This window comes from Cellulomonas chitinilytica (assembly GCF_016862675.1).
Classification (GTDB): Bacteria; Actinomycetota; Actinomycetes; order Actinomycetales; family Cellulomonadaceae; genus Cellulomonas; species Cellulomonas chitinilytica.
Genome location: NZ_BONK01000005.1, coordinates 59,372 through 81,190, shown reverse-complemented (window position 1 = coordinate 81,190; position 21,819 = coordinate 59,372). Strand labels below are relative to the sequence as shown.

Below are 21,819 nucleotides of genomic sequence, written 5' to 3'. Positions count from 1 at the left end.
GAGACGTGCCCGACGCCGACGCACGGCCGCACCGCGACAGCGCGCTGCGCTGGTTGTCCCACCCGACGACCTGCGTCGCGGTGGCGCTGCTGCTGGTCAACGACCACGTGCTCAAGGCGGCGTTCGGCACGTGGTGGACGGGCAAGCTGTCCGACGTCGCGGGCCTGCTCGTCGCTCCCCCGTTGGTCGCCCTCGGCGCCGCGGTCGTGGTGCGGCGTCCGCCGCGCTGGTCGGCGCACGCACCGCTCGTCGCCGTCGTCCTCGTGGGTCTGCTGTTCACCCTCGTGAAGGGCACCGTCCAGGGTGCGACCCTCGCCTCGGCCGCCTGGTCCGTCGTCGACGGGCCGGCCGTCGTGCTGCGCGACCCGACCGACCTCCTGGCACTGCCCGCCCTCGGCCTGGCCTGGTGGGTCGGAGCACGCGCGCGGGCCGGTGCTGGCCGCGCCCTGCGTCGCCGCCCACCCGCCCGGTGGCTCGTCGTCGTGCCGGTCGCCGTGCTGGCCGTCGCCGCCACGACGTCGACGGTCAGGGACCAGGTCACCTCGGTCGACGTCGTCGACGGCATGCTGGTGGCGACGATGGAGAGCGGCGGTCACCTCGAGTCGTACTTCGAGTCGGCCGACGGCGAGGCCTGGGAACAGGTGGACGACGGGACCGCCCTCCGGTCGCGGCTGGACCTCCTCGACCCGGCCGGGCTCGACGCGTGCGTCCCGGGCGACAAGCGGGTCTGCTACACACCGGTCGGACGACTCCAGGTGGGGCGCAGCACCAACGGCGGCCGGTCGTGGACGGTCGACTGGGCGGTGCCCGACGAGGACCTCGCCGAGCTCGCCGCGCGCTTCGACCCCCCGGTCGGCGAGCTCGCGACGCACCGGGTCGCCGTCCTGCCGACGGCCGACGGGTACCGCGTCTATGCCGCGAACGGCGGCGACGGTCTCGCCGTCCGGCACGAGGACGGCACCTGGGAGCGCCTCGGCTACCCGTTCCTCCGAGACGTCAACCTCGTCCCCCTGCCGAGCGAGCCGACGCGGATGACCTACCCGCTCCCACCGGGGATGCTGGTGGGCTCCGTCGCGGCGGTCGTCGTCGTGCTCGCGGCCGGCCGCCGCCCAGACCGGTACCTGGGGGCCGGGCGGGTCGTCGCGGGCCTGCTCCTGCTCGTCGCGAGCGGCGCGCTGCTCGTCGGGATCCTGGCGCTCGACCGCGGGTGGGCGATGGTGGCCGGGCAGGAGGGCTGGGGCGGCCTCGGCCTCGGCGTGGTGCTCGAGGGCGCGAGCTGGGGGTACCTCACGGCCGTCCCCCTCGCCTGGCTGCTCGCCGGCGCGTTCGGCCTGATCGGCGGCGCCGCAGCCACGCTGCACCGTGGCGCCGCCTTCCTTCCGGCGTGCGCGGCGGGCTTCACGGTCTGGCTGGCGACGCTCCTGCCCGGAGGACCGTGGGTGGCCCTGCCGCTCGCCGTCGCCGCGACGCTCGGCGGGGCGGCGCTCGCACGGGTCCTCGTGCAGCGCTCCGGTCTGCCGGACGAGCCGCTGCCATGGAGGGCGCTCATGTCGAGGAGGTGAACATCGCCGCCGTCCGTTGTGCCCTGATTGTTGCCCGAGGCACCATCGAGAGCACGGCGGCGACGCCCCCGACGCACGGTGCGCCGTCCCGGGCCCGTCGCGGACAGGGGGACGTCATGAGGATCCGCTCGCGCACGCGCGTCACGACAGGCCCAGGAGCGGCGCTGCTCGGCGCGGTGCTGCTCCTGGGCACCACCGCACCGGCCCAGGCCGCCCACGCCGACGACCCCGGCCTGCAGGACCTCGGCATCGCCGAGTGCGCACAGGACGTCAACGGGCTCGCGGTGATCGTCACCGACACCCACGTGCACCGGCAGGGACGCACGTACCCGCTCCCGGGCGGCCTCGACACGGCGGCGCGCCTCAACGACCACGGCGCCATCGCCGGGACGGACGACGGGGTCGCCGCCCTGTGGGACGGTCGGCGCCTGGTGCGGATCGGGGTCGCCGACCCGGCGGACACCTACTCGTACGCCACGGGCCTGAACGAGCGCGGCGACGTCGTGGGGACGTCGGGGAGCTTCGGCGGGCCGACGCGCGCGTTCGTGTGGCGGGACGACGCGACCCACGTCCTGCCGGGCCTCGGCGGTGACGCGGGCGCGTCCGACGTCAACGAGAACGGCCAGGTGTCCGGGTACGCGTGGGACGGCACCGGGACGCAGCATGCCGTCGTCTGGGGCGCCGACGGCATCCTCACCGCTCTCGGGACGCTCGGCGGCCACAGCCTCGCGACGGCGATCAACAACCGTGGCGACGTGGTCGGCTACGCGTACTCGGCGCCCCGTGGCGGATCGATGCGGGCCGTCCGCTGGTCGACGGGCGGGCCGCCCGAGCCGGTCGACGCGGACGGCGTCGTCCTGGCGGTCGCCGCCGACATCAACGACCGTGGCCGGGTGGTCGGGAACCTGAGCCGTCCGGGTGGTGCGCAGCAGGGCTTCCTGCGCGACGTCGGAGGGTCGGTCCGACCGGTGACGCCGCTCGTCGCGGGCGAGACCACGGTGCTCACCGCGGTCAACGAGCACGGGACGGCCGTCGGCTGCGAGTTCTCGGCCGAGTCGTCGAACGCCGTGGTGCGGTACGGGCCCCACTGATCCGACGCGACGTCCTCGCGCATCGCGCGCATCATCGAGAGGTCGAAAGGAGAGGCCATGAGCGAGGAGCCAGTGCGCGTGCACCCGTCCGAACCCGCCGAGGGCAGCGAGTCGCCCTCGGACACCCCCGACGAGCGCAGGCACTCCGACCAGCCGGCCGAGGGCGAGGACGGTTGACGCGCCACCAGCACAGGCCGACGGCCGTTCCGGGGCGCTCATGACGAGCGCCCCGACCCCGTTCGAGGTCCACGAGTCCGGCGCCTACCTGCACGGCACGAAGGCCGACCTGGCGGTGGGCGACCTGCTCGTGCCCGGCCGCCGCTCGAACTTCGGCAACGACCGGACCGCGGGGCACATCTACGTGACGATGACGCTCGACGCGGCGACCTGGGGTGCCGAGCTGGCCGCCGGAGACGGCCCCGGACGGATCTACGTCGTCGAGCCGACCGGCGACCTCGAGGACGACCCCAACGTGACGGACAAGCGGTTCCCCGGGAACCCGACGCGGTCCTACCGCACCCGGGAGCCCGTGCGGGTCGTCGGGGAGCTGCTCGACTGGGTGGGCCACCCGCCCGAGCAGCTCCGGACCATGAAGGAGCACCTCGCCGAGCTCGACCGACAGGGCCTGGCGGAGATCGACGACTGAGCGGGGAGCCGGTCGGCCGGGATCAGAGGGCGCCGAGCTGACGACGCCCGGCGCGCGCAGCGAAGGCGTCGAGCGCGCCGAGCACCGCGCCGGACTGCCACAGGATCGACCGGCGCCGCCCGCCCACCTCGACGAGCGCCCCGGCCTCGACGAGCCGGCCGATCGCCTTCATGGCGTTCGTGTGCGAGATGCCGAGCTCGTGCTGGACGACGGCCGTGTTGACGACGGGCTGCCGCAGCACGAGGTCCATGAGCGGCCAGACCGACGAGTCCGACCGGGCCGTGAGCGCCGCCGCCCATCCGGCGCGCACGTCGCGCAGGTCCCCGACGAGCCGGCGACCGTTCGCGACGGCGTCGACGGACGCCTGAGCCATCGCGTCGACGATCGGGGCCGGATCCCCCTGCCGGATCGCCGTCAACGCCTCGAAGTAGCCGTGGGTGTCGACGAGCAGGCCGGCCGAGACCGGCACGGTGACCGACCGGGTGAGCGCCCGTCTGCGCAGCAGCGCATGGATGAGCGCGCGCCCGGTGCGGCCGTTGCCGTCGGGGAACGGGTGGATCGTCTCGAACTGGGCGTGCGCGATCGCGGCGTGCTGCAGCGCGGGCACGTCCTCACGGCCCGCGAACGCGACCAGGTCGTCGATCGCGGCCTCGACCCGGTCGGCGTGCGGCGGGACGAACGCCGCCCGGTGCGGCGAGTACCCGCCGCCACCGATCCAGACCTGCTGGGTGCGCCACCGGCCCGCGATCTCGGGTTCGGTCGCGCCCATCAACGTGCGGTGCATCTCGAGGATGGCCGGGGCGTCCAGTGCCTCGGACAGGCGGATCGCCGCCTGCATGGCGTGGACGTTGCCGACGATCTGGGCGGCGTTCCGCTTGGCCTCCTCCCCCAGCTCCGCCAACGCGATCTGCTTCGCGCCGGAGGTGAGGTTCTCGATCTGGGACGACGACGCCGACTCCGAGCGCAGGAGGATCGCCGCGAACGGCGCGACGTCGCCGCCGACCTCCGCGTCGAAGTCACGGATGAGCACGGACGCCTCTTCGGCGGCCGCTGCCGTGGCCCGCGGGAGGCGCACCTCGAGGTCGGCGATCGCGGGCGGGACGGCGGCCCGGTACGGCTGGGCCATGTGCTCGCGGGCGGTGCGCGAGAGCACGTCAGGCGGCAGGGACGACACCCAGGGGCGCTCCTCCCAGGCCACCGCCGGCCAGCTCGACGAGGTGGATGCGCTGGTCACGCGGACCTCCGTGCGTGCGGGCCGGGCGCTCGCACCCCGACAGCGTCGCGCGGCGGCGCGAGGACGTGCTCACACGTGGACACGCCTGGACGCTATCAGTCTTTCAAGCCCTAAAGATGGATAACGATCGGGCCTGTGCACGGATCCGCGGCCCCTCGTCGTCAGAGGGTCACGACCTCGCCCGGCCGTGCGCGACGGCTCGGGCGATCCGCACCGCGTCGATGCGCAGCTCCCGGAACATGCCGCTGATCGGGTTGGTGTACCCGGTGAAGTAGAGGCCCGGGCGGGCCGCCCGGGCACCGTGCACGCGAGGCACGCCACGGTCGTCGAGCACGCCGAGGTGCCCCACGAGCGGCTCGAGCCCGCGACGGTACCCCGTCGCCGCGATGACGACGTCCGGCTCGATGCGCGTACCGTCCGCCAGGACGACCTTGCTCCCCTCGAACGACTCGACGGCTGCGACCGGCTCGATCGCCCCGGCCTGCACACCCGCGATCAGGCCGACGTCCTGCAGCGGCACCGACCCCTCGTGCACCCGCGAGTACAGCCCTGTCGTCGGACGGGGCAGGCCGTGCGCGGACAGGTCCGGCACCTCGACGCGCGCGATCAGCCGGGCCGTCGCGTCCACGAGCGGCACGGGAAGGTGCCGGACGAGGATGCCGGTGCCCTGCGCGGGCCACCCGAGGTTCGAGCGGCGCACGATGTGCGGCGGGGTGCGCACCGCGAGGCGCACGCGGCCGGCACCACCCTCCACGAGGTCCACCGCGATCTCGGCACCGGTGTTGCCGACCCCGACGACCAGCACGTCCCGCCCGCGGTACGGCTGCGCGTTCCGGTACGACGACGCGTGCACTACCTCGCCCGGGAACTCCTCGACGCCGGGCCACGCCGGCGGCACGGGCGTGTGGTTGTACCCGGTCGCGACGACGACGGCGCTCCCCTCGACCGCCTCCCCGCTCGCCGTGCGCAGGCGCCAGCCACCGTCGTCGGTCGGCTCGACCCGCGCGACCTCGACCCCCGTCCGCACCTCCAGCCGGTGGTGCGCCGCGTACCGCTCCAGGTACCGGACCACGTCGTCGCGCGCGACCCATCGCCCGAACTCGCGCGGGATCGGCAGGCCCGGGAGGCTCGACCACCGGCGCGTCGTGTGCAGGTGCAGCCGGTCGTAGTGGCGTCGCCAGGACGCACCGACCGCCGTGGACCGCTCCACGACGAGCACGTCGACACCCTTCGCCCGCAACGCCGCCGCCACGGCGAGCCCGCCCGGACCCGCACCGACCACCAGAACCGGCCCTGCCGCCATCGACTGTCCTCCTCGACGAGTCACGAACGGCTCAGCGTTCCACGCCACCCACCGGGCGGGCGACGACACGCGGCGACCCTCACCCCCGCCGTCGGCCGCCCGGGTGAACGACGACCTGCCGACCCTCGCCTCCTCCGACAGCGACGACGCCCGGACGCGCTCGACCCGTGCCCGCGCGACCGGTCCGACCCTCACCGTGCGACGACCCACGAGAAGCGCCCCGCCTCCTCGGTCGGCAACCGCGGGACCAGGACGGTGGCCACCCCCGCCGGGTCGATCGAGATCAGCCTGTTGCCGCCGCCGTTGTCGACCGCGCAGTCGCCCTGCTCCCCGACGTACACGGTCCCGTCGACGCTCGTGGCGCGGACCGGGCCTGCCAGGTCCGCGGCGCCACCGTCGAGCCCGGTGGTCGCACGTCCCTCGGCGTCGAACCACGACGGCCGGAGCATGCACCCCACCCCCATGTCGCCCGCACCAGGGGTCGTCGGGCGGTCGGCCAGCAGACGGCCGTGCCCTGCCCACGCCAGGCCCGCCGACGGACGCAGCTCGTCCGAGGCGTACTGGTGCGCCGAGACCTGCACGGGTGACGGGCCGGACACGTCGACGACCACCACGGCGTCCGCCGGCTCTGCCGGTCCGACGGCCGAGCAGAGCATGACCAGGCGCCCAGGATCGGCCCAGCCGCCGAACCAGCACGCCGGGTACGTCCCCTGCGTCGTCACGGGCGGCCCGAGCACCTCCGTCGCGAGGTCGAGGACACGCGTGTCGTTCCCGTCGACCGTGACCGCGAGGTAGCGGCCCGACGGGTCGCCGCCGCTGTCCGTCCCCCACCCGAGGGCTGTCGCGTCGGCGACCTTGCGGGCGTCGCCGTCCGCGGCCAGGAGCCACACGCCCTCGTCGTACGCGCCCGCCCACACCTCCGAGCCGTCCGGGGCGATCCCCACGAGCTCGCTCGCCTGCGGCAGGCCGCGGCCCTCGGGCACCACCTCGCCGGACAGCAGGTCCAGCCGGGCGCGCACCGGCGAGTCACCTTCGCCGACGCTGACGACCACCGACGGCGAACCGGCGACCCAGCGCTCGACGGCGAAGGCGATCCCGGGCTCGCCCAGCTGGTCGCCGATCTGCGGGTCGGCGGCGCGGTACACGGCGCCGTCGGGTGCGACGACGAGCAGGTGCACGAGGTCCTTCGCCGCCCCGACGGTCGGCGTGTAGTCGACCACGACCCAGCCGGGGCCCGCGGACGCGAGCACGTCCGCGGTGAGCGGCCGGTACGGGGGCAGACCGGGTTCGACGACCAGGGCAGCCGCCGTCGCGCTCGGCGCCGACACCGACGGGCTCGGCGAGGACGTGACCTCGTGCGACGGCGAAGGCGACGGCGACTCGGCCGGGGCCGGGTGCCGCAACGTCGCCGCGCCGAGCACGACGACCGCGCCCACCGCCGCCACCGCCGCCGCACCGAGCACCACCTGCTGGGCGTGCCGGACCCGACGACGACGGCGCACACCGACCACCGCCCGTGCGAGCGCACCGTCGGTCACGACGTGCGCCAGCACCGCCTCGTCGGCCGCTGCGGCCTCACGCATCAGTTCGTTCAGCTCACGCGCCATGACGCACCTCCCGGACGGGGACGATCTCGAGGTCACGCGGTGTCGTGGTGCCGAGCGCCGCGTCGAGCACGGCGATCCCGTCGGTGGTGTACCGCTTCACCGCGCCGTCGGTCAGACCGAGAGTCACAGCCGTCTCGTGGATGGACAGGTCGTCGAGGTAGCGCAGCGCGACGCACGCACGCACCCGCGGCGGCAGGACACCCAGCGCGCGCACGAGGTCCGCGGACAGCCCCGTCGGCGGCTCCGCGACCGTCTCCGCGCGCAACCCCGCCAGCCGCACCCGCGCCGCACGCTCGCGCGCGGTGCTCCGCACCCGGTCGACGAACCGGCTGGCGATCGCGCGGCGCACGTACGCCTCCGCCTCCGCCACCGACGCGAACCGTGCCCGCCCCGAGAAGGACGCGACGAGCGCCTCCTGGACCAGGTCCTCCGCGTCGTGCCGTGACCCCGTCAGCAGCGTCGCGCGCGAGAGCAGCCGTGGGTAGCGCTCACGCACGAGCTCCTCCAGCACCGGCTCCCACCGACTCACTCGCACACCCCCTCATTCCGATCGACGCCCACTAGAACGTCACGGGTCCGGAAAAGGTTGGGGTCGCGCCCCGGTGTCCCGCGCCGCCCGCCCGGAGGACGCCTGACGAGGCGGCCGGACGCACCGCGCCGGGCGCTCACGCTCGGTCTCGGCTCGAAGCCTGACGGACCTTCGCGAATCAGGTTCACTGGTGCACGAGGCGTGGAGCTCCGCCGCCGGCCGCGGTGAGCTCGCGGAGCGGTGAGAGGTATGACATGACCCGGTCGACACCCGCGCGCACGGCCCACCTCGAGGTCCCCACGCTCGCTCTGATGCTCCTGCACGCACGCACCGTGCTCCAGGCTCCCGTCGGTCTCGACGTGCCGGCGCCGGCGGAACCGCCGTCGGCCCGGGCCGCCGACCCTGATCCGGCCCTGCTCGCGGACTGGGACGAGCTGTGGGCCGAGGCGCTGGCCTTCCGCGTGACGCAGGACGGCGCCGCGGTCCCGCGATGGTTCAGCCTCGAGCACGCGGGGATCGACACGGGCGACGCGGCGCGCTGGGCCCAGGAGCAGCGCGACCATCTGGTGCAGGACGTGATCGACGAGGCCTCCCCGCTGGCCCACAGCCGGGTCGAGACAGCACGCCTGGCCGGGTTCGACCGGGTCGCGGTCCTGCCGCTGGCCGTCGCGTACTGCCGTCGCGTCGACGAGGACACGTTGGCCGTGTCCGCGATCACGTTTCTCGACGACAAGGCCTGGGCGCAGGCGATGGCGAGCGACTGAGACCGGGATTGCCCGCACCACCCGCGCGGTACACCCCGACCATCCGTCATCCGCCCCACGGCCGCTCGATGACAGGGATCGGACTCGATGCATCCACGCTCCAACGACGAAGGCCCCGACCCGCATCTCTGCTGGTCGGGGCCTCGCCGTCGCTGTCTCAACGAGTGTCCGGAGGGGGACTTGAACCCCCACGCCCTTTCGGGCACTAGCACCTCAAGCTAGCGCGTCTGCCATTCCGCCACCCGGACGGGTGGACCGTCGGAAGCCCGTGGGCTCCCTCAGGTGCGGCATGAAAGATAGCACGGTGCGGCGCGCGGGCACGCATCGGCCGAGCGGTGCAGACTGGCGCCTACGGCACCCCGGAGGCCACCGGCTGCCGACACCCCACGGACAGCCGGGAGCCCGATGACCGACCTGAGCAGCATCTCCGGCAGTCGGCAACCGACCGGCCGGAAGGTGGCAGGGGCACGCAGGAACCCGAGCGCGTACGGCGTGGAGCACACCGCGCCGCGCTGGCTGCGGAACATGGCGGGGGTGTCGTGGCGGCTGCTCGTCGTGGTCGCCGCCGTCGGGCTGATCTTCTACGCGACGTCGCGGGTCCAGCTCCTGTTCATCGCGCTGTTCCTCGCGTTCGTGTTCACGGCGGTGCTGCGCCCGTTCGTCGAGGTGCTCTCCCGGTTCATGTGGCGGGGGCTCGCGACGGCGCTGTCGATCCTCGGCGGGATCCTGTTCTTCGTCGGGCTGCTCACGTACGTCGCGTACTCGATCGCGAACCAGTGGCAGGACCTCGCCGACCAGTTCAGCAACGGCATCGGGCAGATCACCGACTTCCTGGAGAACGGGCCGCTGCCGTTCAAGATCACGAACGAGCAGATCGCCGAGTGGTTCACGACGGCGCAGAAGTGGGTGCAGGACCACGCGGGCGACCTCGCCGGTCAGGCGGCCGCGGGGGCCGGGTCGGTGGTCGAGATCTTCACCGCGCTGGCGCTCGCGGTCTTCTGCACGATCTTCTTCCTCGCGCGCGGGCGCGAGATGTGGACGTGGTTCCTCAACCAGCTGCCGGCCCGGGCGCGCGAGACCTGGAAGACCGCCGGCGGCGCCGGCTGGTACACGTTCTCCGGCTACACGCGCGGCACCGTCATCATCGCGGTCACCGACGGCATGCTCGCGTTCATCCTGCTGACGATCCTGCAGGTGCCGCTGTCCGCGCCGCTCGCGGTGCTCGTGATGATCGGTGCGTTCATCCCTCTGGTCGGCGCCCCGGCGGCGATGATCATCGCGATGATCGTCGCGCTCGCCGCGAACGGGCTGCTGTCGGCCGCGCTCGTCGGTGCGGGCATCGCGCTCATCGGCCAGCTCGAAGGGCACGTGCTGCAGCCGTTCGTCATGGGCAAGCAGGTGTCGCTGCACCCTGTGGTCGTGGCGCTCGCCGTGACGTGCGGGACGCTGACCGCCGGGATCCTCGGCGCGATCATCGCGGTGCCGCTGGTCGCCGTGGTGTGGGCGATCTTCTCCCGGCTGCGCACGCTCGAGCCACCGATGGAGGAGGACGAGGCCGACGACGACGTCGGGCCCGTCGACGAGACGGAGCAGATCGAGGACGACGAGTCCGTCAAGGAGCGGTGAGTCACTGGAAGTCGCGCGACGAGCTCCTGACCTTGAGCGACATGGGCACCAGGTGCTCCGCGACGAGGTTGGTGGCGCCGTCCGACCGCTCCAGACGGCCGCGCACGACGAGCGCCTTCGACGTGCGCGCGACCCGCCGGAACCGCTGCCACAGGCCCGCCGAGCAGACGATGTTGAGCAGCCCCGTCTCGTCCTCCAAGGACAGGAACGTCACACCGCCCGCCGTCCCCGGCCGTTGCCGGTGCGTCACGACCCCGGCGACGGCCACCCGGCGACCGACCTCGTGCCGGTACGCCTCCTCGACGCGCAGCACCCCCGCGGCGTCGAGCCCTTCCCGGACGAACTGCGTGGGGTAGGAGTCGACGGACACGCCCGTGGCCCACACGTCGGCCGTCGCGATCTCGACGTCGCTCAGCCCGGGCAGCATCGGCGCCGCCACCCCCACGGAGACGCCGTGCAACGTGTCCGGCCCCTCCTGCGCTAGTGCCCCCGCCGCCCACAGCGCCTCCCGGCGCGTCACACCCAGGCAGTCGAGCGCACCGGCCGTCGCGAGCGCCTCGAGGTGCGCGGTGGTCAGCTGCACCCGACGGACGAGGTCCCGCAGGTCGACGAACGGGCCGCGCGCCGCACGCTCGTCGACGAGCCGCTGCGCGACGTCCTCCCCCACCGACCGCACCGACGCGAGCCCCAGCCGGACCGCGAGCGACCGGTGCACGCCCGACGCTGCCGACGTCCGCACCCCGGCCGCCGGCGCCCGGCCCGTGCCGCTGGGCGCCGGCACCAGCAACGGCTCACCGCCCTCGGGCGTCGGGCCGGTGCGCTCCACGCAGGCCTGCACGTCGGACACCTGCACGTCGGGGCGCAGCACCTCGACACCGTGCCGGCGGGCGTCCGCCGAGAGGCTCTGCGGCGAGTAGAAGCCCATCGGCTGCGCCGCGAGCAGCCCCGCGTAGAACGCGGCCGGGTGGTACACCTTCAGCCACGCGCTGGCGTACACGAGGAACGCGAACGAGTACGCGTGCGACTCCGGGAAGCCGAAGTCGGCGAACGCCTTGAGCTTGTCGAAGATCTGCAGGCCGACCTCGCGGGTGATGTCGTGCTTCGCCATCCCCGACAGCAGCCGCTCCTTGAGCGCCTCCATCCGCTCGGTCGACCGCTTGGAGCCCATCGCCCGGCGCAGCTGGTCGGCCTCCGCCGGCGTGAAGTCGGCGACGTCGATCGCCATCTGCATGAGCTGCTCCTGGAACAGCGGGACACCCTTGGTCTTGGCGAGCGACTTCTCCAGCAGCGGGTGCAGGTAGCTGACGGGCTGCCGGCCGTGCGCGCGCTCGATGTACGGGTGCACCGAGCCGCCCTGGATGGGACCGGGACGGATGAGTGCGACCTCGATGACGATGTCGTAGAACGTGCGCGGCTGCAGGCGCGGCAGGGTGCCCATCTGCGCGCGGGACTCCACCTGGAACACCCCGACGGTGTCGGCGGCGCTCAGCAGGTCGTACACCCTGGGGTCCTCGTCGGGCAGCGCGTGCAGGTCCAGCTTCTCGCCCTCGTGCTGCTCGACGGACGTGAACGCGATCCGCAGCGCGGTCAGCATGCCGAGGCCCAGGAGGTCGAACTTCACCAGTCCGGCGTCGGCGCAGTCCTCCTTGTCCCACTGCAGCACCGTGCGGCCCGGCATCCGCGCCCACTCGACCGGGCACACCTCGATGACCGGGCGGTCGCACATGACCATGCCGCCCGAGTGGATGCCGAGGTGGCGCGGCAGCCGCAGGAACCGGTCGGCCAGGTCGATGACCTGCGCGGGGATCTCGTCGAGGTCGCTCGCCGCGGGGGGCAGGAGCGCGGGGACCACGTCGTGCCCGTCGGCCGTGGCCAGCCCGGGGATCTCCGTGCCCTTCGGTGCGCGCAGCACGGCGGGCGGCTCCCACGTGTTGCCCCACATCGACGCCCGGTTCCGCGTGCGCTCGGCGCGCGGGGTGGTGACGGTCCCCGGCACCGGACCGGCATGACCCACGTGCGGGCGGCTGGGCCGGCCGCCGTAGCCGAGCGTCGGGGTCCACGTCGCCTCGCTCGCCACGGACGACGAGGCAGCGGACGACGAGGCAGCGGACGACGAGGCGGCGGAGGCCGGTGCCGGGACCACCGCGGGTGACGGCCGCAGGCTCCCCCACCGCTCGATCGACGACGCCCACGCGTCCTGCTGCCCGGCGTCGTACCCGAGCGCCCGCGCGGCGTCCCGCACCGCCGACCGGGGCCGGTAGGAGATGACGTTCGCGACCTGGGCGGCGTGCGTCCGGCCGTGCTTCTCGTAGACGTACTGGATGACCTCCTCGCGGCGAGCGGACTCGATGTCGACGTCGATGTCCGGCGGCCCGTCCCGCTCCGGGGCGAGGAACCGTTCGAACAGCAGCCCGTGCTTGACGGCGTCGACCGCGGTGACCCGCAGGGCGTAGCAGACCGCCGAGTTGGCCGCCGACCCGCGGCCCTGCGCGAGGATCCCGTTGTCCCGGCAGAACCTCACCAGGTCGTAGACCACGAGGAAGTACCCGGGGAACCCCAGGTCCTCGATCACGGTGAGCTCGTGGGCGAGCTGCCGGTACGCCCCGGGCACACGCTCGTCCTCCGGCGGCCCGTACAGCTCGAGCGCCCCCTGACGGACGAGCTCGCGCAGCCAGGTGGCCTCGGTGTGCCCGGGGGGCACCGGGTACGGGGGCAGCTCGGGGGCGACCAGCGACAGGTCGAACGCGCACTCGGCCGCCAGGTCCGCGGCCGTGCCCACCGCCGCCGGGTGGCGGCGGTGCAGGGCGAGCATCTCGGCGGCCGACCGCAGGTGGGCGACGGGTCCGCCGGGGAGCCACCCGTCGAGGTCGTCGAGCGACGACCTCGCCCGCACCGCGGCCAGCGCGGCCCCGAGATCGGCGTCCCGAGGGGTCGCGTAGTGCACGTTCCCGGTGGCGACGAGCGGCAGGCCGGCGTCGGCGGCCAACCGGGCGAGCGCGTCCGCCCTCTCGGAGTCGTACGGGTCCCCGGTGGCGGTCACCTCGACCGCCACGTTGCCGCGGCCGAACAGCGCGACGAGCCGGTCGAGCTCGGTGCGCGCGGCGTCGAGACCGCCGGGCGCCACACCGGCGACGCCCGACGGGTCACCGCCCGCGAGCGCCCGACGCACCGCCCCCTTGCGGCAGCCGGTGAGGACGAGCCACTGCCCGTCCGCGTTCGCGGCGAGCTCCTCGAGCCGGTAGTCCGCGGCGCCCTTCTCGCCGGTGCGCAGGTGCGCCTCGGCGATCGACCGGGACAGCGCCCGGTACCCGTCCGGCCCGCGGGCGAGCACCAGCAGGTGGGAGGCGCGCGGGTCGGGGATGCCCGTCGGCGGGTCGAGGACCGGCAGACCCGGGGTCGCCCGCGTGCGCTCGTGCGGGTGGCGCCGGCCGTCCGGCGCGGGCAGGTGGAGCTCCGCACCGAACACGGTCGGCATCCCGACGGCCTTGGCCGCCTGGCTGAACCGGACGACGCCGTAGAGGCCGTCGTGGTCGGTGACCGCGAGCGCCGTCAGGCCCAGGCGTGCGGCCTCGGCGGCGAGCTCCTCCGGCTGGCTGGCGCCGTCGAGGAAGCTGAACGCGGAGTGGGCGTGCAGCTCGGCGTACCGGGGACGGCCGGCGGTGAGAGGCTCGGCCCGGCGGTCAGTCATAGGTCGCCTCGCAGGTCCACCCCTGCGCGCCGCACGCGAGGAGCAGGGCGCGACCGTCGTCGAGGGTCACCTGCACGTGCGCCCGGAGCCCGGCGGGGACCCCTGCTCGAGGTCCCGCCTGTGCCTCTGCGGTCCACCACCGTGCACCCAGGAGCCACGGCCCGGCCCACCCGACGACCGTCCGCGCCTCCCGCTCGCCCTCGGCCGGTGACCAGAGCACCGTCGCCGGCTCCCCCTGCAGCCCGGTGCGCGCGTCGATCCGGACGGGCAGGCCGAGGGCGTCCCGCACCTCGGCCTGCCACGGCGGGCTGAGCACGGTCGCGGGGGCGGGCTCGGGCAGCCGCCCGGGCCAGGGGCGGTCCAGGGGGCGCGGCGGTTCGGTCTGCTCGCCCCACGGGCGCAGGTGCACCTGCTCGCGGACGTCCCGGCCGCCCTGCAGCGTCGCGGTGAGGATGCCGCCGCCCCCGACGATGCCCTGCACGCGGTCGAGGGCGCGGTGCGCGCGCAGGTCGCCGCCCGACGGGCCGCCCCACAGCCGTCCCTGCTCGGCGCCGGCCGCCGCCACGTCGAGCGCGGTGACGACGAGGCGGACGAGGGTGACGGCGTGCGTGTCGTCGTCGGGCCACGGGTCCGGCACCGGGAGGTCGTCGTGCGCCCACGGGTCCTGCGACCGTGGCCGGCGTCGCCGTCGGGTCGCGGAGTCGTCGCGTGCGCGGGCACGGGCGGTCTCGACGGCCGTGGTGGACAGCCAGCTCTCCAGCTGCCAGCGGATGCGGTCGGTGATGCGGGCGGGGGTCAGCCCGCCCCAGCCGCCGAGGTCGGTGCGCCACGTCCGCACCAGGTCGGTGCCCTCGTCGGTGCGGGCGGCGATCTGCAGGCGCCCGCACGTCACGGCCTGCCGCACGAGCAGCTCGTGCAGCTCCTCGGCGAGGCGGCGGCCTGCGAACGTGGCGGTGTCGACGCGGTCCACGGGCGGGTCGAGCTCGGTGCCCACCTCGAGGTCGGGCTCCGGGCGGCGACGGGCGGGCGGGCGTTCGTCGTCCCCGCGCGCGAGGGTCTGCGCCCAGGTGCCGAGCCGGCCGAAGCGGGCGTGCACGTCGGCCGGGGGCAGCGCGGCGAGCTGGCCGAGGGTGCGCAGGCCGAGCCTGTGCAGCAGGTCGACGAGCTCGGCGACGTCGGCGGCGACCTCGTCCGTGACGGCGACGTGCACGAGCTCGGTGACGCCGAGCGGGGCGAGGTACGCGGGCGACGCCCCAGGCGGCACCACGGCACCCGTGCGGGCGGCGAGGACGGCCGCGAGCAGCCCGTCGGCGGTCCCGACCGCGCACTCGTGGCCCGACCCGGCGGCGACGGCGTCGACGAGCCGCTCGGCCAGGCCGTCCTCCGACCCGTGGTACCGGCTGGCGCCACCGGCGGGGAGCAGGAGCAGCCCGGCGCGGACCACCTCGATGCCGGCCACGACCGTCTCGGCGGCGGTGGCGACCGGCTCGAACAGCCGCACGTCCCGTGCGTCGTCCGCCGTGAGCAGGACGAGCTCGGGGCAGCAGCCCTGCGCCTGGCGTCGGCGCATCCCACGCCGGACCCCCTCGGCGCGCGCGAGCGCGGAGACGGCGGTGACCCGCTGGCCGTCGTGCACGGCGGCGGGCAGGTGCGGGGGCACCTCCTCGGCGGTGACCGCGGCGACGACGGGCCAGTCGGGCACCCAGAGCACGGTGGTGCGCGTGCTCATCCGACGAGCCTCAGCCCGGGGGCCGACGTCGCCGGGGCGTCGTCGTCCGCGCGTCCGGCCACGACGAGGTCGTCCGCCGCGCCGAGCGGCAGCGTGAGGTCCGCGGACAGGGGTGTCGCCGAGCTGCCGCGGCCCGACCGTGTGACCCGCAGCTCGTGCGTGCGCAGCCGCCCGTCCCCCGCCCCGGCACCGGTCCAGCGGCCGGCCTCGACCGTGAGGACCGTCGAGGCACCCGGCCAGTCGACGGTCGACAGCAGCACCGCGCCACGGTCCCGGGCTCGCGCGGACAGGCGACGACGGTCCGCGTCGGTCAGCGCCGCCTCGGGCCCGACGACCACCACGTCCATGCCGTCGACCAGCGCGGCGACGACCGTGGGCGCCTCCGCACCGGGGCGCGGCACCACCGCGAGCCGGTCGAGCGCCACCCCGGCCTGCGCCGCCGCGAGCAGGCCGATGGTGGGCTGACCGACGACGGCCGCCCAGGAGCCGCCGGCGCACGCGTGCGCGAGCACGGTCAGGACGAGCGAGGTGGACCCGAGCACCGCGGTCGTGGCGCCCCGGCGCAGGCCGTCGGGCAGCAGCGGGAGCAGCGGCGGCGGCACGGGCATGGGAGGGCGCTCGGTGGTGATGAGGCTGGTGGGCCGGGCGGCCGGTGCCTCGTCCGGGAGCGGCTCCACGAGCGCCAGCGCGGGCGGCTCGTCGTCGTCCGTGGACGCGTCCGCCGTGACCGGGACGACGGGCGGGACGGCGGGCGGGACGACGACCGCAGCGGTGGCGGCACCGGCGGCGCCAGACCGCCCGTCGGTGCCCGTCCGGGTGCTGCGCGCACCGGTGCGCAGCTCGGCCCGGGCCAGCACCGCACGCGCCAGCAGGGCACGGTCCTCCCGGGACAGCGTGCTCGTCGACATGTCGGCCTCCTCCCGGTCCTCACCAGCGACCAACGTCCTGACCTGCAGCTTTACCGAGATCGGACACGATGATCGAACGCTTGTTCGAGTATCTCAGTGAACGCTGACACTCCACGCACTGTCAATCCGGCCGGCCACGCTCACCCGATCAGCGGGCGCGCACCGGGCACCGCCCGTCCGTGACCTGCACTACCGTCGTGCACGCCCGGCAGCGTCGCCGGTGCCCGGCCACCCGAAGGCGGGGTGGCGCACCACGGAGGAAGGACTCGCATGACCGTCGTCGTGGGTCTCTACCGGCTCGCGCTGGCCGCGATCACGCTCGTCGCCCTGTTCTGGAGACCGAGCACCGGGCTGCACCTCACCGTCGAGGACTACGTCTACTTCACCAACCAGTCGAACCTGCTGATGGCGCTGGCGATGCTCTGGGGTGCGGCGACGGCGTTCGCCCGGCGCCCGGACCCACCGACGTGGGTGTTCGGCGCGGTCACGCTGTTCCTGCTGATCACCGGGCTGGTGTCGTACTTCATCCTCGACCCGTCGCCGCCCGGCGAGGAGATCATCGCCCTCGGGCTGACGAAGGCGCAGATCGTGCACCGCCTCACGCCGATCGCCACGACGCTGCACTTCGTGCTGATGGTCCCGCACCGCCGTCTGCGCGTCCGGAACGCCGCCTGGTGGCTGCTGTACCCGGTGGCGTACTGCGCGTTCACGACGGTCCGCGGCGTGGTGAGCCCGGGCAGCGACTACCCGTACGGGTTCGTCGACGTCTCGGAGCTCGGCTACGGCGGCCTGATGCTCAACGTGCTGGTCTACGGCGTCGGGTTCTTCGTCCTCGGGCTGGTCGTCGTGGGTGTCGACCGTCTGCTGCCCGCGCGTGCCGTGCTGGGGCGCCGGGACGACGACGCCGCGGCCCCGCCGGCAGCGTCACCGAGCGACGTCCCGGAGCCCGCGCGATGATGTCGCGATGACCGCCTCCCTGACCCGACCGGTGGCTCCCGACCCCTACTCCCTGCTTCCCGCGGTGCCCGCGTTCGAGCTGCGCAGCGACGACGTCCGGCAGGGCGAACGGGTCCCCGACGTGCACACGAACACCGCGGCGGGCCGCAACGTCTCGCCGCACCTGGCCTGGTCGGGCTTCCCGCCCGAGACACGGTCGTTCCTCGTCACGTGCTTCGACCCCGACGCACCGGGTCCGGCCGGGTGGTGGCACTGGACCCTCGTCGACGTGCCCGCGTCCACGACCGAGCTGCCTCAGGGGATCGGGACGCCCGACGGCGCGCACCTCCCGCGGGGGGCGTTCCAGCTCCGCGGCGACGACGGCGTCGCCGCCTACCGGGGGGCCGCTCCCCCGCCCGGGGACCAGGTGCACCGGTACTTCTTCGTGGTGAGCGCGCTCGACGTCCCCTCGATGGGTCTCGACCGGGACACCCTGCCCGGCAAGGCCAGCACCGCCGCGGTGTTCCACACGCTCGCGCGCGCCGTCCTGGTCGGCACGTACCGGACGTCGTGAACCGCCCGGTCGTCCGCCCGGTCGTCCGCCCGGTCGTCCGCAGGGTCGTCCGCAGGGTCGTCCGCGCGCCCCGTGACGAACGTGACGCCTCGTCCTCCCCGCGGCGCGCACGGCGGTGTGCACAATGACGCCCATGCAGTTCTCCGAAGGGCTCGGCCCGAACCATGAACGGCTCTCCGAGGACGTCGCCGCGCTCGAGGCCCTGGCGGAGTGGCTGGCGCACGTCCAGCTCGACAGCAAGTCGGACCAGGAGCTGCTCGAACGGGGCACGTACGCCCTCGACCGGATCGCGTTCTCGTCGGGTGTCCTCATGCGCCGCCTCGGCGAGCTGACGGGGCGCGACGACGAGCTCGGGCACGACGAGAACCGGGCGGTCGTCGCCCTGGCCCGCGAGCGCGGGCTGCTGGTGGCCCTGCACCGGCTCGTCGACGAGGCGGACGCGCGGACCGGTCACCGGGCCGGGCTGGTCCGGACCGCGGACCTGCGCCTCATCCTGCCCGCCGTCGACGAGGCTCCCCGACCGACGGACACGCCGTGACCGCCGAGCAGGAGCCGACGACGTTCCTCGCCGGCGGCGCGCTGACCTGGGCACCCGCCCTGGACCATCCGGACCTGCTCGCACCGAGCACGCTCGCCCACCTGCGCCGGTGGGCGGACGTCGACCCGGCCGCCGCCGGCGCGGTGCTCGTCACCGAGATCGACCCCGACCTCGCCGACACGGCGGCGCTCACCGAGGCGTACGGGCTGCCGCCCGCGGCGTCCGCGAACTGCGTGCTCGTCGCCGGTCGACGCGAGGGCGACGAGCGCATCGCCGCCGCCGTGGTCCGGGCGACGACCCGGGCGGACGTCAACAACGCGGTCAAGCGGCTGCTCGACGTGCGCAAGGCCTCGTTCCTGCCGATGGACCGCGCGACGGCCGAGTCAGGCATGGAGTACGGCGGCATCACCCCGCTCGGGCTGCCGGGCACGTACCGGGTCCTCGTGGACGCCCGCGTGACGGTCGAGGAGCCCGGTGCGGGCGGCGACGTCGTGATCGGCAGCGGCCTGCGCCGCTCGAAGCTGGCCCTCCCGGGTGCGCTGCTGGGCCGGGCGCCCGGCGTCGAGGTCGTCGACGGGCTCGCGCTGCCCTGACGAGCCGTCGCCGCGTCTCGTCCCTGCCGGACCGCCGTCGGACCGCCTGCCAGACTGGGCGCGTGATGCGATCCGTGCTCCCGGCGGGCATCGAGGTCGAGGAGCACGTGGGCCCCCCGGACGTCGCGCCGCTGTTCCCCGAGGAGGCCGTCGCGGTCGCCGGCGCCGTCCCCGCCCGCCGCGCCGAGTACGCCGCCGTCAGGGCGTGCGCCCGCACCGCGCTCGGCCGTCTCGGCCTGGTTGCGGGCCCGATCCCGTCCGCCCCCGACCGGGCCCCCGTGTGGCCGCCGGGCGTCGTCGGCAGCATGACGCACTGCGACGGGTACAGGGCCGCCGCCGTGGCCCGCTCCGACGAGTGGGTCGCCGTCGGGATCGACGCCGAGGTCCTCGCGCCGTTGCCCGACGGGGTGGGACCGCTCGTGATGAGCGAGACGGAGCGGGAGGCCCTGCGCTCCGTCGACCCCGCACGCTGCCCCGACCGGGTGCTGTTCTCGGCGAAGGAGTCGGTCTACAAGGTCTGGTACCCGCAGGTGCGGACGTGGCTGGGGTTCGAGGACGTCGACGTGCGGCTGGGCGACGGCACGTTCGTCGCCCGTATCGGGCGCGACGGGCTCGGCGTCGACGAGCTGCACGGCCGGTGGGCGGCGCGCGGCGGTCTCGTCGTGACGGCGGTGACGCTCGCCCTGAGGTGAGCTCCGGCACCCGGACACGACCGCACCTGGACGTTCGATGCGCCGGTCCGCGCGCCGTCCGACCTGCCTGTCCCCCGCCACGCCGGGATGCGTGGACACTTGTCGGCGTGGAGGGCGGCCGCCGCTCCCGTCGACCCCTCACCTGACCCGGAGACGCCGTGGACCTGTCCCCCGCCCAGCTCGACCGCGCCGTCGGCGCCGTCCTGGCCTCCGCGGCCGGTGACGCACTGGGCTCCCAGTACGAGTTCGGCCCCGCACTCGCCGACGACCGACGGGTCGAGTTCGGCGTGGGCCACTTCGGGCACGGCGTCGGCGAGTGGACCGACGACACGTCGATGGCGGTCCCGCTGCTGCAGGCCCTGGCCCGGGGCGACGCCCTGAGCGACGCCGCGGTGCTCGGACGCATCGCCGGCGAGTGGCTCGAGTGGTCGCGCACGTCGCTGGACGTCGGCGCGCAGACCTCACGCGTGCTGCACGGGCTGGGCGGTGTCACGACCGAGGACGCCGCCCGCGCGTCGGCACGTGCGGAGCACGAGCGCACGGGACGCAGCGCGGGGAACGGATCGCTCATGCGGACCGGACCCGTGGCGCTCGGCTACCTCGGTGACGGCGACGAGCCGGCCCTCGTGGATGCCGCGACCCGGGTCGCCCAGCTCACCCACTGGGAGGACGACAACGCCGACGCCTGCGCGATCTGGTGCCTGGCGATCCGGCACGCCATCCTGACGGGCGAGCTCGACGTCCGGGGGCAGGTGGCCTGGATCCCCGCCGCGCGGCGGGACCGTTGGGCGTCCCTCGTCGACGAGGCGCTCCGCCCCGAGGCCGACCCGCGAGACCACACCGGTCGCAACGGCTGGATCGTGGCGGCGTTCCAGTCGGCGCTCACGGCGGTCGCCGGCAGCGCCGACGTCGTCGCCGCGCTCGAGCGAGCGGTCCGCGGCGGCGGCGACACCGACACCGTCGCTGCGATCGCGGGCGCACTGGCCGGCGCCGTCCATGGCGGGTCCGGCGTACCGGGACCGTGGCGGGCCCTCCTCCACGGCTGGCCGGGCGTCCGGGCCGACGACCTGGTCCACCTCGCCGAACGCGCCGCGACCCGGCGGCACTCACCCTGCGGTCGGACGGTGACTCAGGCGCAGTAGTCGCAGACGCCCGTCGCCGGAATCGACAGGTGGTGCGTCGGGCAGGTGCGCTCGTCCTGCGTGCGGGTCGAGGCCGGCCCGGTACCCGCTCCCGCGACGTACCCCGTCAACGTCTCGGTGCCGCCGGCGGCGGTCCACAGGTACGTCTTGCCGAAGTAGGCGAGGGCGTTCTGCCCCTCCACGGCGATCGCCACGTACGACCCGGAGTTGGGCATCCAGACCTTGTCGTACGTGAACCCGGCGGCGACCTCACGCATCCGGTCACGATTCTCGAGCGGCGCTCGATAGGCCTCGAGGGCCTCGTCGAGGGTCTCGAACCGCGTCTGCCCTTGCCCCGCGATCTCGGCCGCCGACCACTCGCACAGCGGCCGGCCGTCGTCGACGGCAGCCTCGAGGATCCGGTCCGCCGGCGTGTCGGAGAAGTGCGAGCAGAACCTCAGGTGCCGGCGCGTGCCGTCGGCGGTGTGGAACAGCTCAGGCCGCTCCGAGGCGCCAGGCTTGCTCAGGGCTTGGGTCGAGACCATGTCGCACCTCACTCATGCTCGTTCGTCTGTCATGACACTCGTCGCGCAGACCGCCCGCCTTGAGGGCTGCGCCGTGTGACGTCGGTGGCCGCGCGGCGTCCGTCGGGTCGTTCGCACGTCGCGCCGCCACCAC

Annotated in this window: 19 protein-coding genes and 1 tRNA gene; 11 read left to right on the top strand and 9 right to left on the bottom strand. The window is 74.8% G+C overall.

Features of this window, described 5'->3' with window-relative positions; genetic code table 11:
* Nucleotides 1-5: 5 nt before the first annotated feature.
* The 3 genes from Cch01nite_RS08685 (at nucleotide 6) to arr (ending at nucleotide 3,299) form a co-directional block, all read left to right on the top strand.
* A complete protein-coding gene (locus Cch01nite_RS08685; RefSeq protein ID WP_203751437.1) occupies nucleotides 6-1,562 on the top strand; it encodes a hypothetical protein in 1,557 nt (518 codons plus the stop codon).
* Nucleotides 1,563-1,678: 116 nt separating this feature from the next.
* Nucleotides 1,679-2,653: a hypothetical protein gene (locus Cch01nite_RS08680; RefSeq protein ID WP_203751434.1), complete on the top strand. Its 975-nt coding sequence runs from the start codon at nucleotides 1,679-1,681 to the stop codon at nucleotides 2,651-2,653.
* Between the two features lie 217 nt (nucleotides 2,654-2,870).
* Nucleotides 2,871-3,299: an NAD(+)--rifampin ADP-ribosyltransferase gene (gene arr / locus Cch01nite_RS08675; RefSeq protein WP_203751432.1), complete on the top strand. Its 429-nt coding sequence runs from the start codon at nucleotides 2,871-2,873 to the stop codon at nucleotides 3,297-3,299.
* 22 nt (nucleotides 3,300-3,321) lie between these two features.
* On the opposite strand, the gene Cch01nite_RS08670 is transcribed toward arr, so the two are convergent.
* From Cch01nite_RS08670 to Cch01nite_RS08655, 4 genes are all read right to left on the bottom strand, one after another.
* A complete protein-coding gene (locus Cch01nite_RS08670; RefSeq protein WP_203751429.1) occupies nucleotides 3,322-4,533 on the bottom strand; it encodes a Fic family protein in 1,212 nt (403 codons plus the stop codon).
* 169 nt (nucleotides 4,534-4,702) lie between these two features.
* Entirely contained in the window at nucleotides 4,703-5,836 is a 1,134-nt protein-coding gene (locus Cch01nite_RS08665; protein ID WP_203751426.1) for a flavin-containing monooxygenase, read from the bottom strand.
* Nucleotides 5,837-6,027: 191 nt separating this feature from the next.
* Nucleotides 6,028-7,443: a hypothetical protein gene (locus tag Cch01nite_RS08660; protein WP_203751423.1), complete on the bottom strand. Its 1,416-nt coding sequence runs from the start codon at nucleotides 7,441-7,443 to the stop codon at nucleotides 6,028-6,030.
* On the bottom strand, nucleotides 7,433-7,972 hold the full coding sequence (locus Cch01nite_RS08655; RefSeq protein ID WP_203751420.1) for a sigma-70 family RNA polymerase sigma factor: 540 nt from the start codon (nucleotides 7,970-7,972) through the stop codon (nucleotides 7,433-7,435). The genes Cch01nite_RS08660 and Cch01nite_RS08655 overlap by 11 nt, the downstream gene beginning before the upstream one ends.
* A gap of 254 nt (nucleotides 7,973-8,226) precedes the next feature.
* Here Cch01nite_RS08655 and Cch01nite_RS08650 point away from each other — a divergent pair, with 254 nt between their 5' ends.
* Nucleotides 8,227-8,736 carry a hypothetical protein gene (locus tag Cch01nite_RS08650; protein ID WP_203751417.1) on the top strand — a complete coding sequence of 170 codons (510 nt, stop codon included), beginning with the start codon at nucleotides 8,227-8,229 and terminating at the stop codon, nucleotides 8,734-8,736.
* Nucleotides 8,737-8,901: 165 nt separating this feature from the next.
* Here the strand turns inward: Cch01nite_RS08650 and Cch01nite_RS08645 are convergent.
* Nucleotides 8,902-8,984, bottom strand: a tRNA-Leu gene (locus tag Cch01nite_RS08645).
* A gap of 157 nt (nucleotides 8,985-9,141) precedes the next feature.
* On the opposite strand from Cch01nite_RS08645, the gene Cch01nite_RS08640 reads away from it, so the two are divergent.
* Nucleotides 9,142-10,362 carry an AI-2E family transporter gene (locus tag Cch01nite_RS08640; RefSeq protein WP_203751415.1) on the top strand — a complete coding sequence of 407 codons (1,221 nt, stop codon included), beginning with the start codon at nucleotides 9,142-9,144 and terminating at the stop codon, nucleotides 10,360-10,362.
* A 1-nt stretch (nucleotide 10,363) separates the two neighbouring features.
* Here Cch01nite_RS08640 and Cch01nite_RS08635 read toward each other — a convergent pair whose 3' ends face one another.
* The 3 genes from Cch01nite_RS08635 to imuA' are packed head-to-tail and all read right to left on the bottom strand — an operon-like array spanning nucleotide 10,364 to nucleotide 16,687.
* A complete protein-coding gene (locus Cch01nite_RS08635) occupies nucleotides 10,364-14,050 on the bottom strand; it encodes an error-prone DNA polymerase (protein ID WP_203751404.1) in 3,687 nt (1,228 codons plus the stop codon).
* Complete coding sequence (locus tag Cch01nite_RS08630; protein WP_203751403.1) at nucleotides 14,043-15,779, bottom strand: DNA polymerase Y family protein; 1,737 nt, start codon at nucleotides 15,777-15,779, stop codon at nucleotides 14,043-14,045. The genes Cch01nite_RS08635 and Cch01nite_RS08630 overlap by 8 nt, the downstream gene beginning before the upstream one ends.
* The gene (gene imuA' / locus Cch01nite_RS08625) at nucleotides 15,776-16,687 is read right to left on the bottom strand and encodes a DnaE2-dependent mutagenesis accessory factor ImuA' (protein WP_203751400.1); all 912 of its coding nucleotides are present in this window, start codon (nucleotides 16,685-16,687) and stop codon (nucleotides 15,776-15,778) included. Before imuA' ends, Cch01nite_RS08630 begins: the two co-directional genes overlap by 4 nt.
* A 270-nt stretch (nucleotides 16,688-16,957) precedes the next feature.
* Here imuA' and Cch01nite_RS08620 point away from each other — a divergent pair, with 270 nt between their 5' ends.
* The 6 genes from Cch01nite_RS08620 (at nucleotide 16,958) to Cch01nite_RS08595 (ending at nucleotide 21,162) form a co-directional block, all read left to right on the top strand.
* A complete protein-coding gene (locus Cch01nite_RS08620; RefSeq protein ID WP_203751397.1) occupies nucleotides 16,958-17,644 on the top strand; it encodes a Pr6Pr family membrane protein in 687 nt (228 codons plus the stop codon).
* A gap of 7 nt (nucleotides 17,645-17,651) precedes the next feature.
* Nucleotides 17,652-18,197 (top strand): YbhB/YbcL family Raf kinase inhibitor-like protein, encoded by a 546-nt coding sequence (locus Cch01nite_RS08615; RefSeq protein ID WP_203751394.1) that lies wholly within the window; start codon nucleotides 17,652-17,654, stop codon nucleotides 18,195-18,197.
* Nucleotides 18,198-18,330: 133 nt separating this feature from the next.
* Entirely contained in the window at nucleotides 18,331-18,735 is a 405-nt protein-coding gene (locus Cch01nite_RS08610; protein WP_203751391.1) for a hypothetical protein, read from the top strand.
* Nucleotides 18,732-19,328 carry a YbaK/EbsC family protein gene (locus Cch01nite_RS08605; RefSeq protein ID WP_203751388.1) on the top strand — a complete coding sequence of 199 codons (597 nt, stop codon included), beginning with the start codon at nucleotides 18,732-18,734 and terminating at the stop codon, nucleotides 19,326-19,328. The genes Cch01nite_RS08610 and Cch01nite_RS08605 overlap by 4 nt, the downstream gene beginning before the upstream one ends.
* Before the next feature lie 65 nt (nucleotides 19,329-19,393).
* Entirely contained in the window at nucleotides 19,394-20,020 is a 627-nt protein-coding gene (locus tag Cch01nite_RS08600) for a 4'-phosphopantetheinyl transferase family protein (protein ID WP_239070194.1), read from the top strand.
* A gap of 158 nt (nucleotides 20,021-20,178) precedes the next feature.
* On the top strand, nucleotides 20,179-21,162 hold the full coding sequence (locus Cch01nite_RS08595; protein ID WP_203751374.1) for an ADP-ribosylglycohydrolase family protein: 984 nt from the start codon (nucleotides 20,179-20,181) through the stop codon (nucleotides 21,160-21,162).
* Here the strand turns inward: Cch01nite_RS08595 and Cch01nite_RS08590 are convergent.
* Entirely contained in the window at nucleotides 21,150-21,686 is a 537-nt protein-coding gene (locus Cch01nite_RS08590; RefSeq protein ID WP_203751372.1) for a hypothetical protein, read from the bottom strand. The two genes, Cch01nite_RS08595 and Cch01nite_RS08590, sit on opposite strands and share 13 nt — an antisense overlap.
* Nucleotides 21,687-21,819 lie beyond the last annotated feature (133 nt).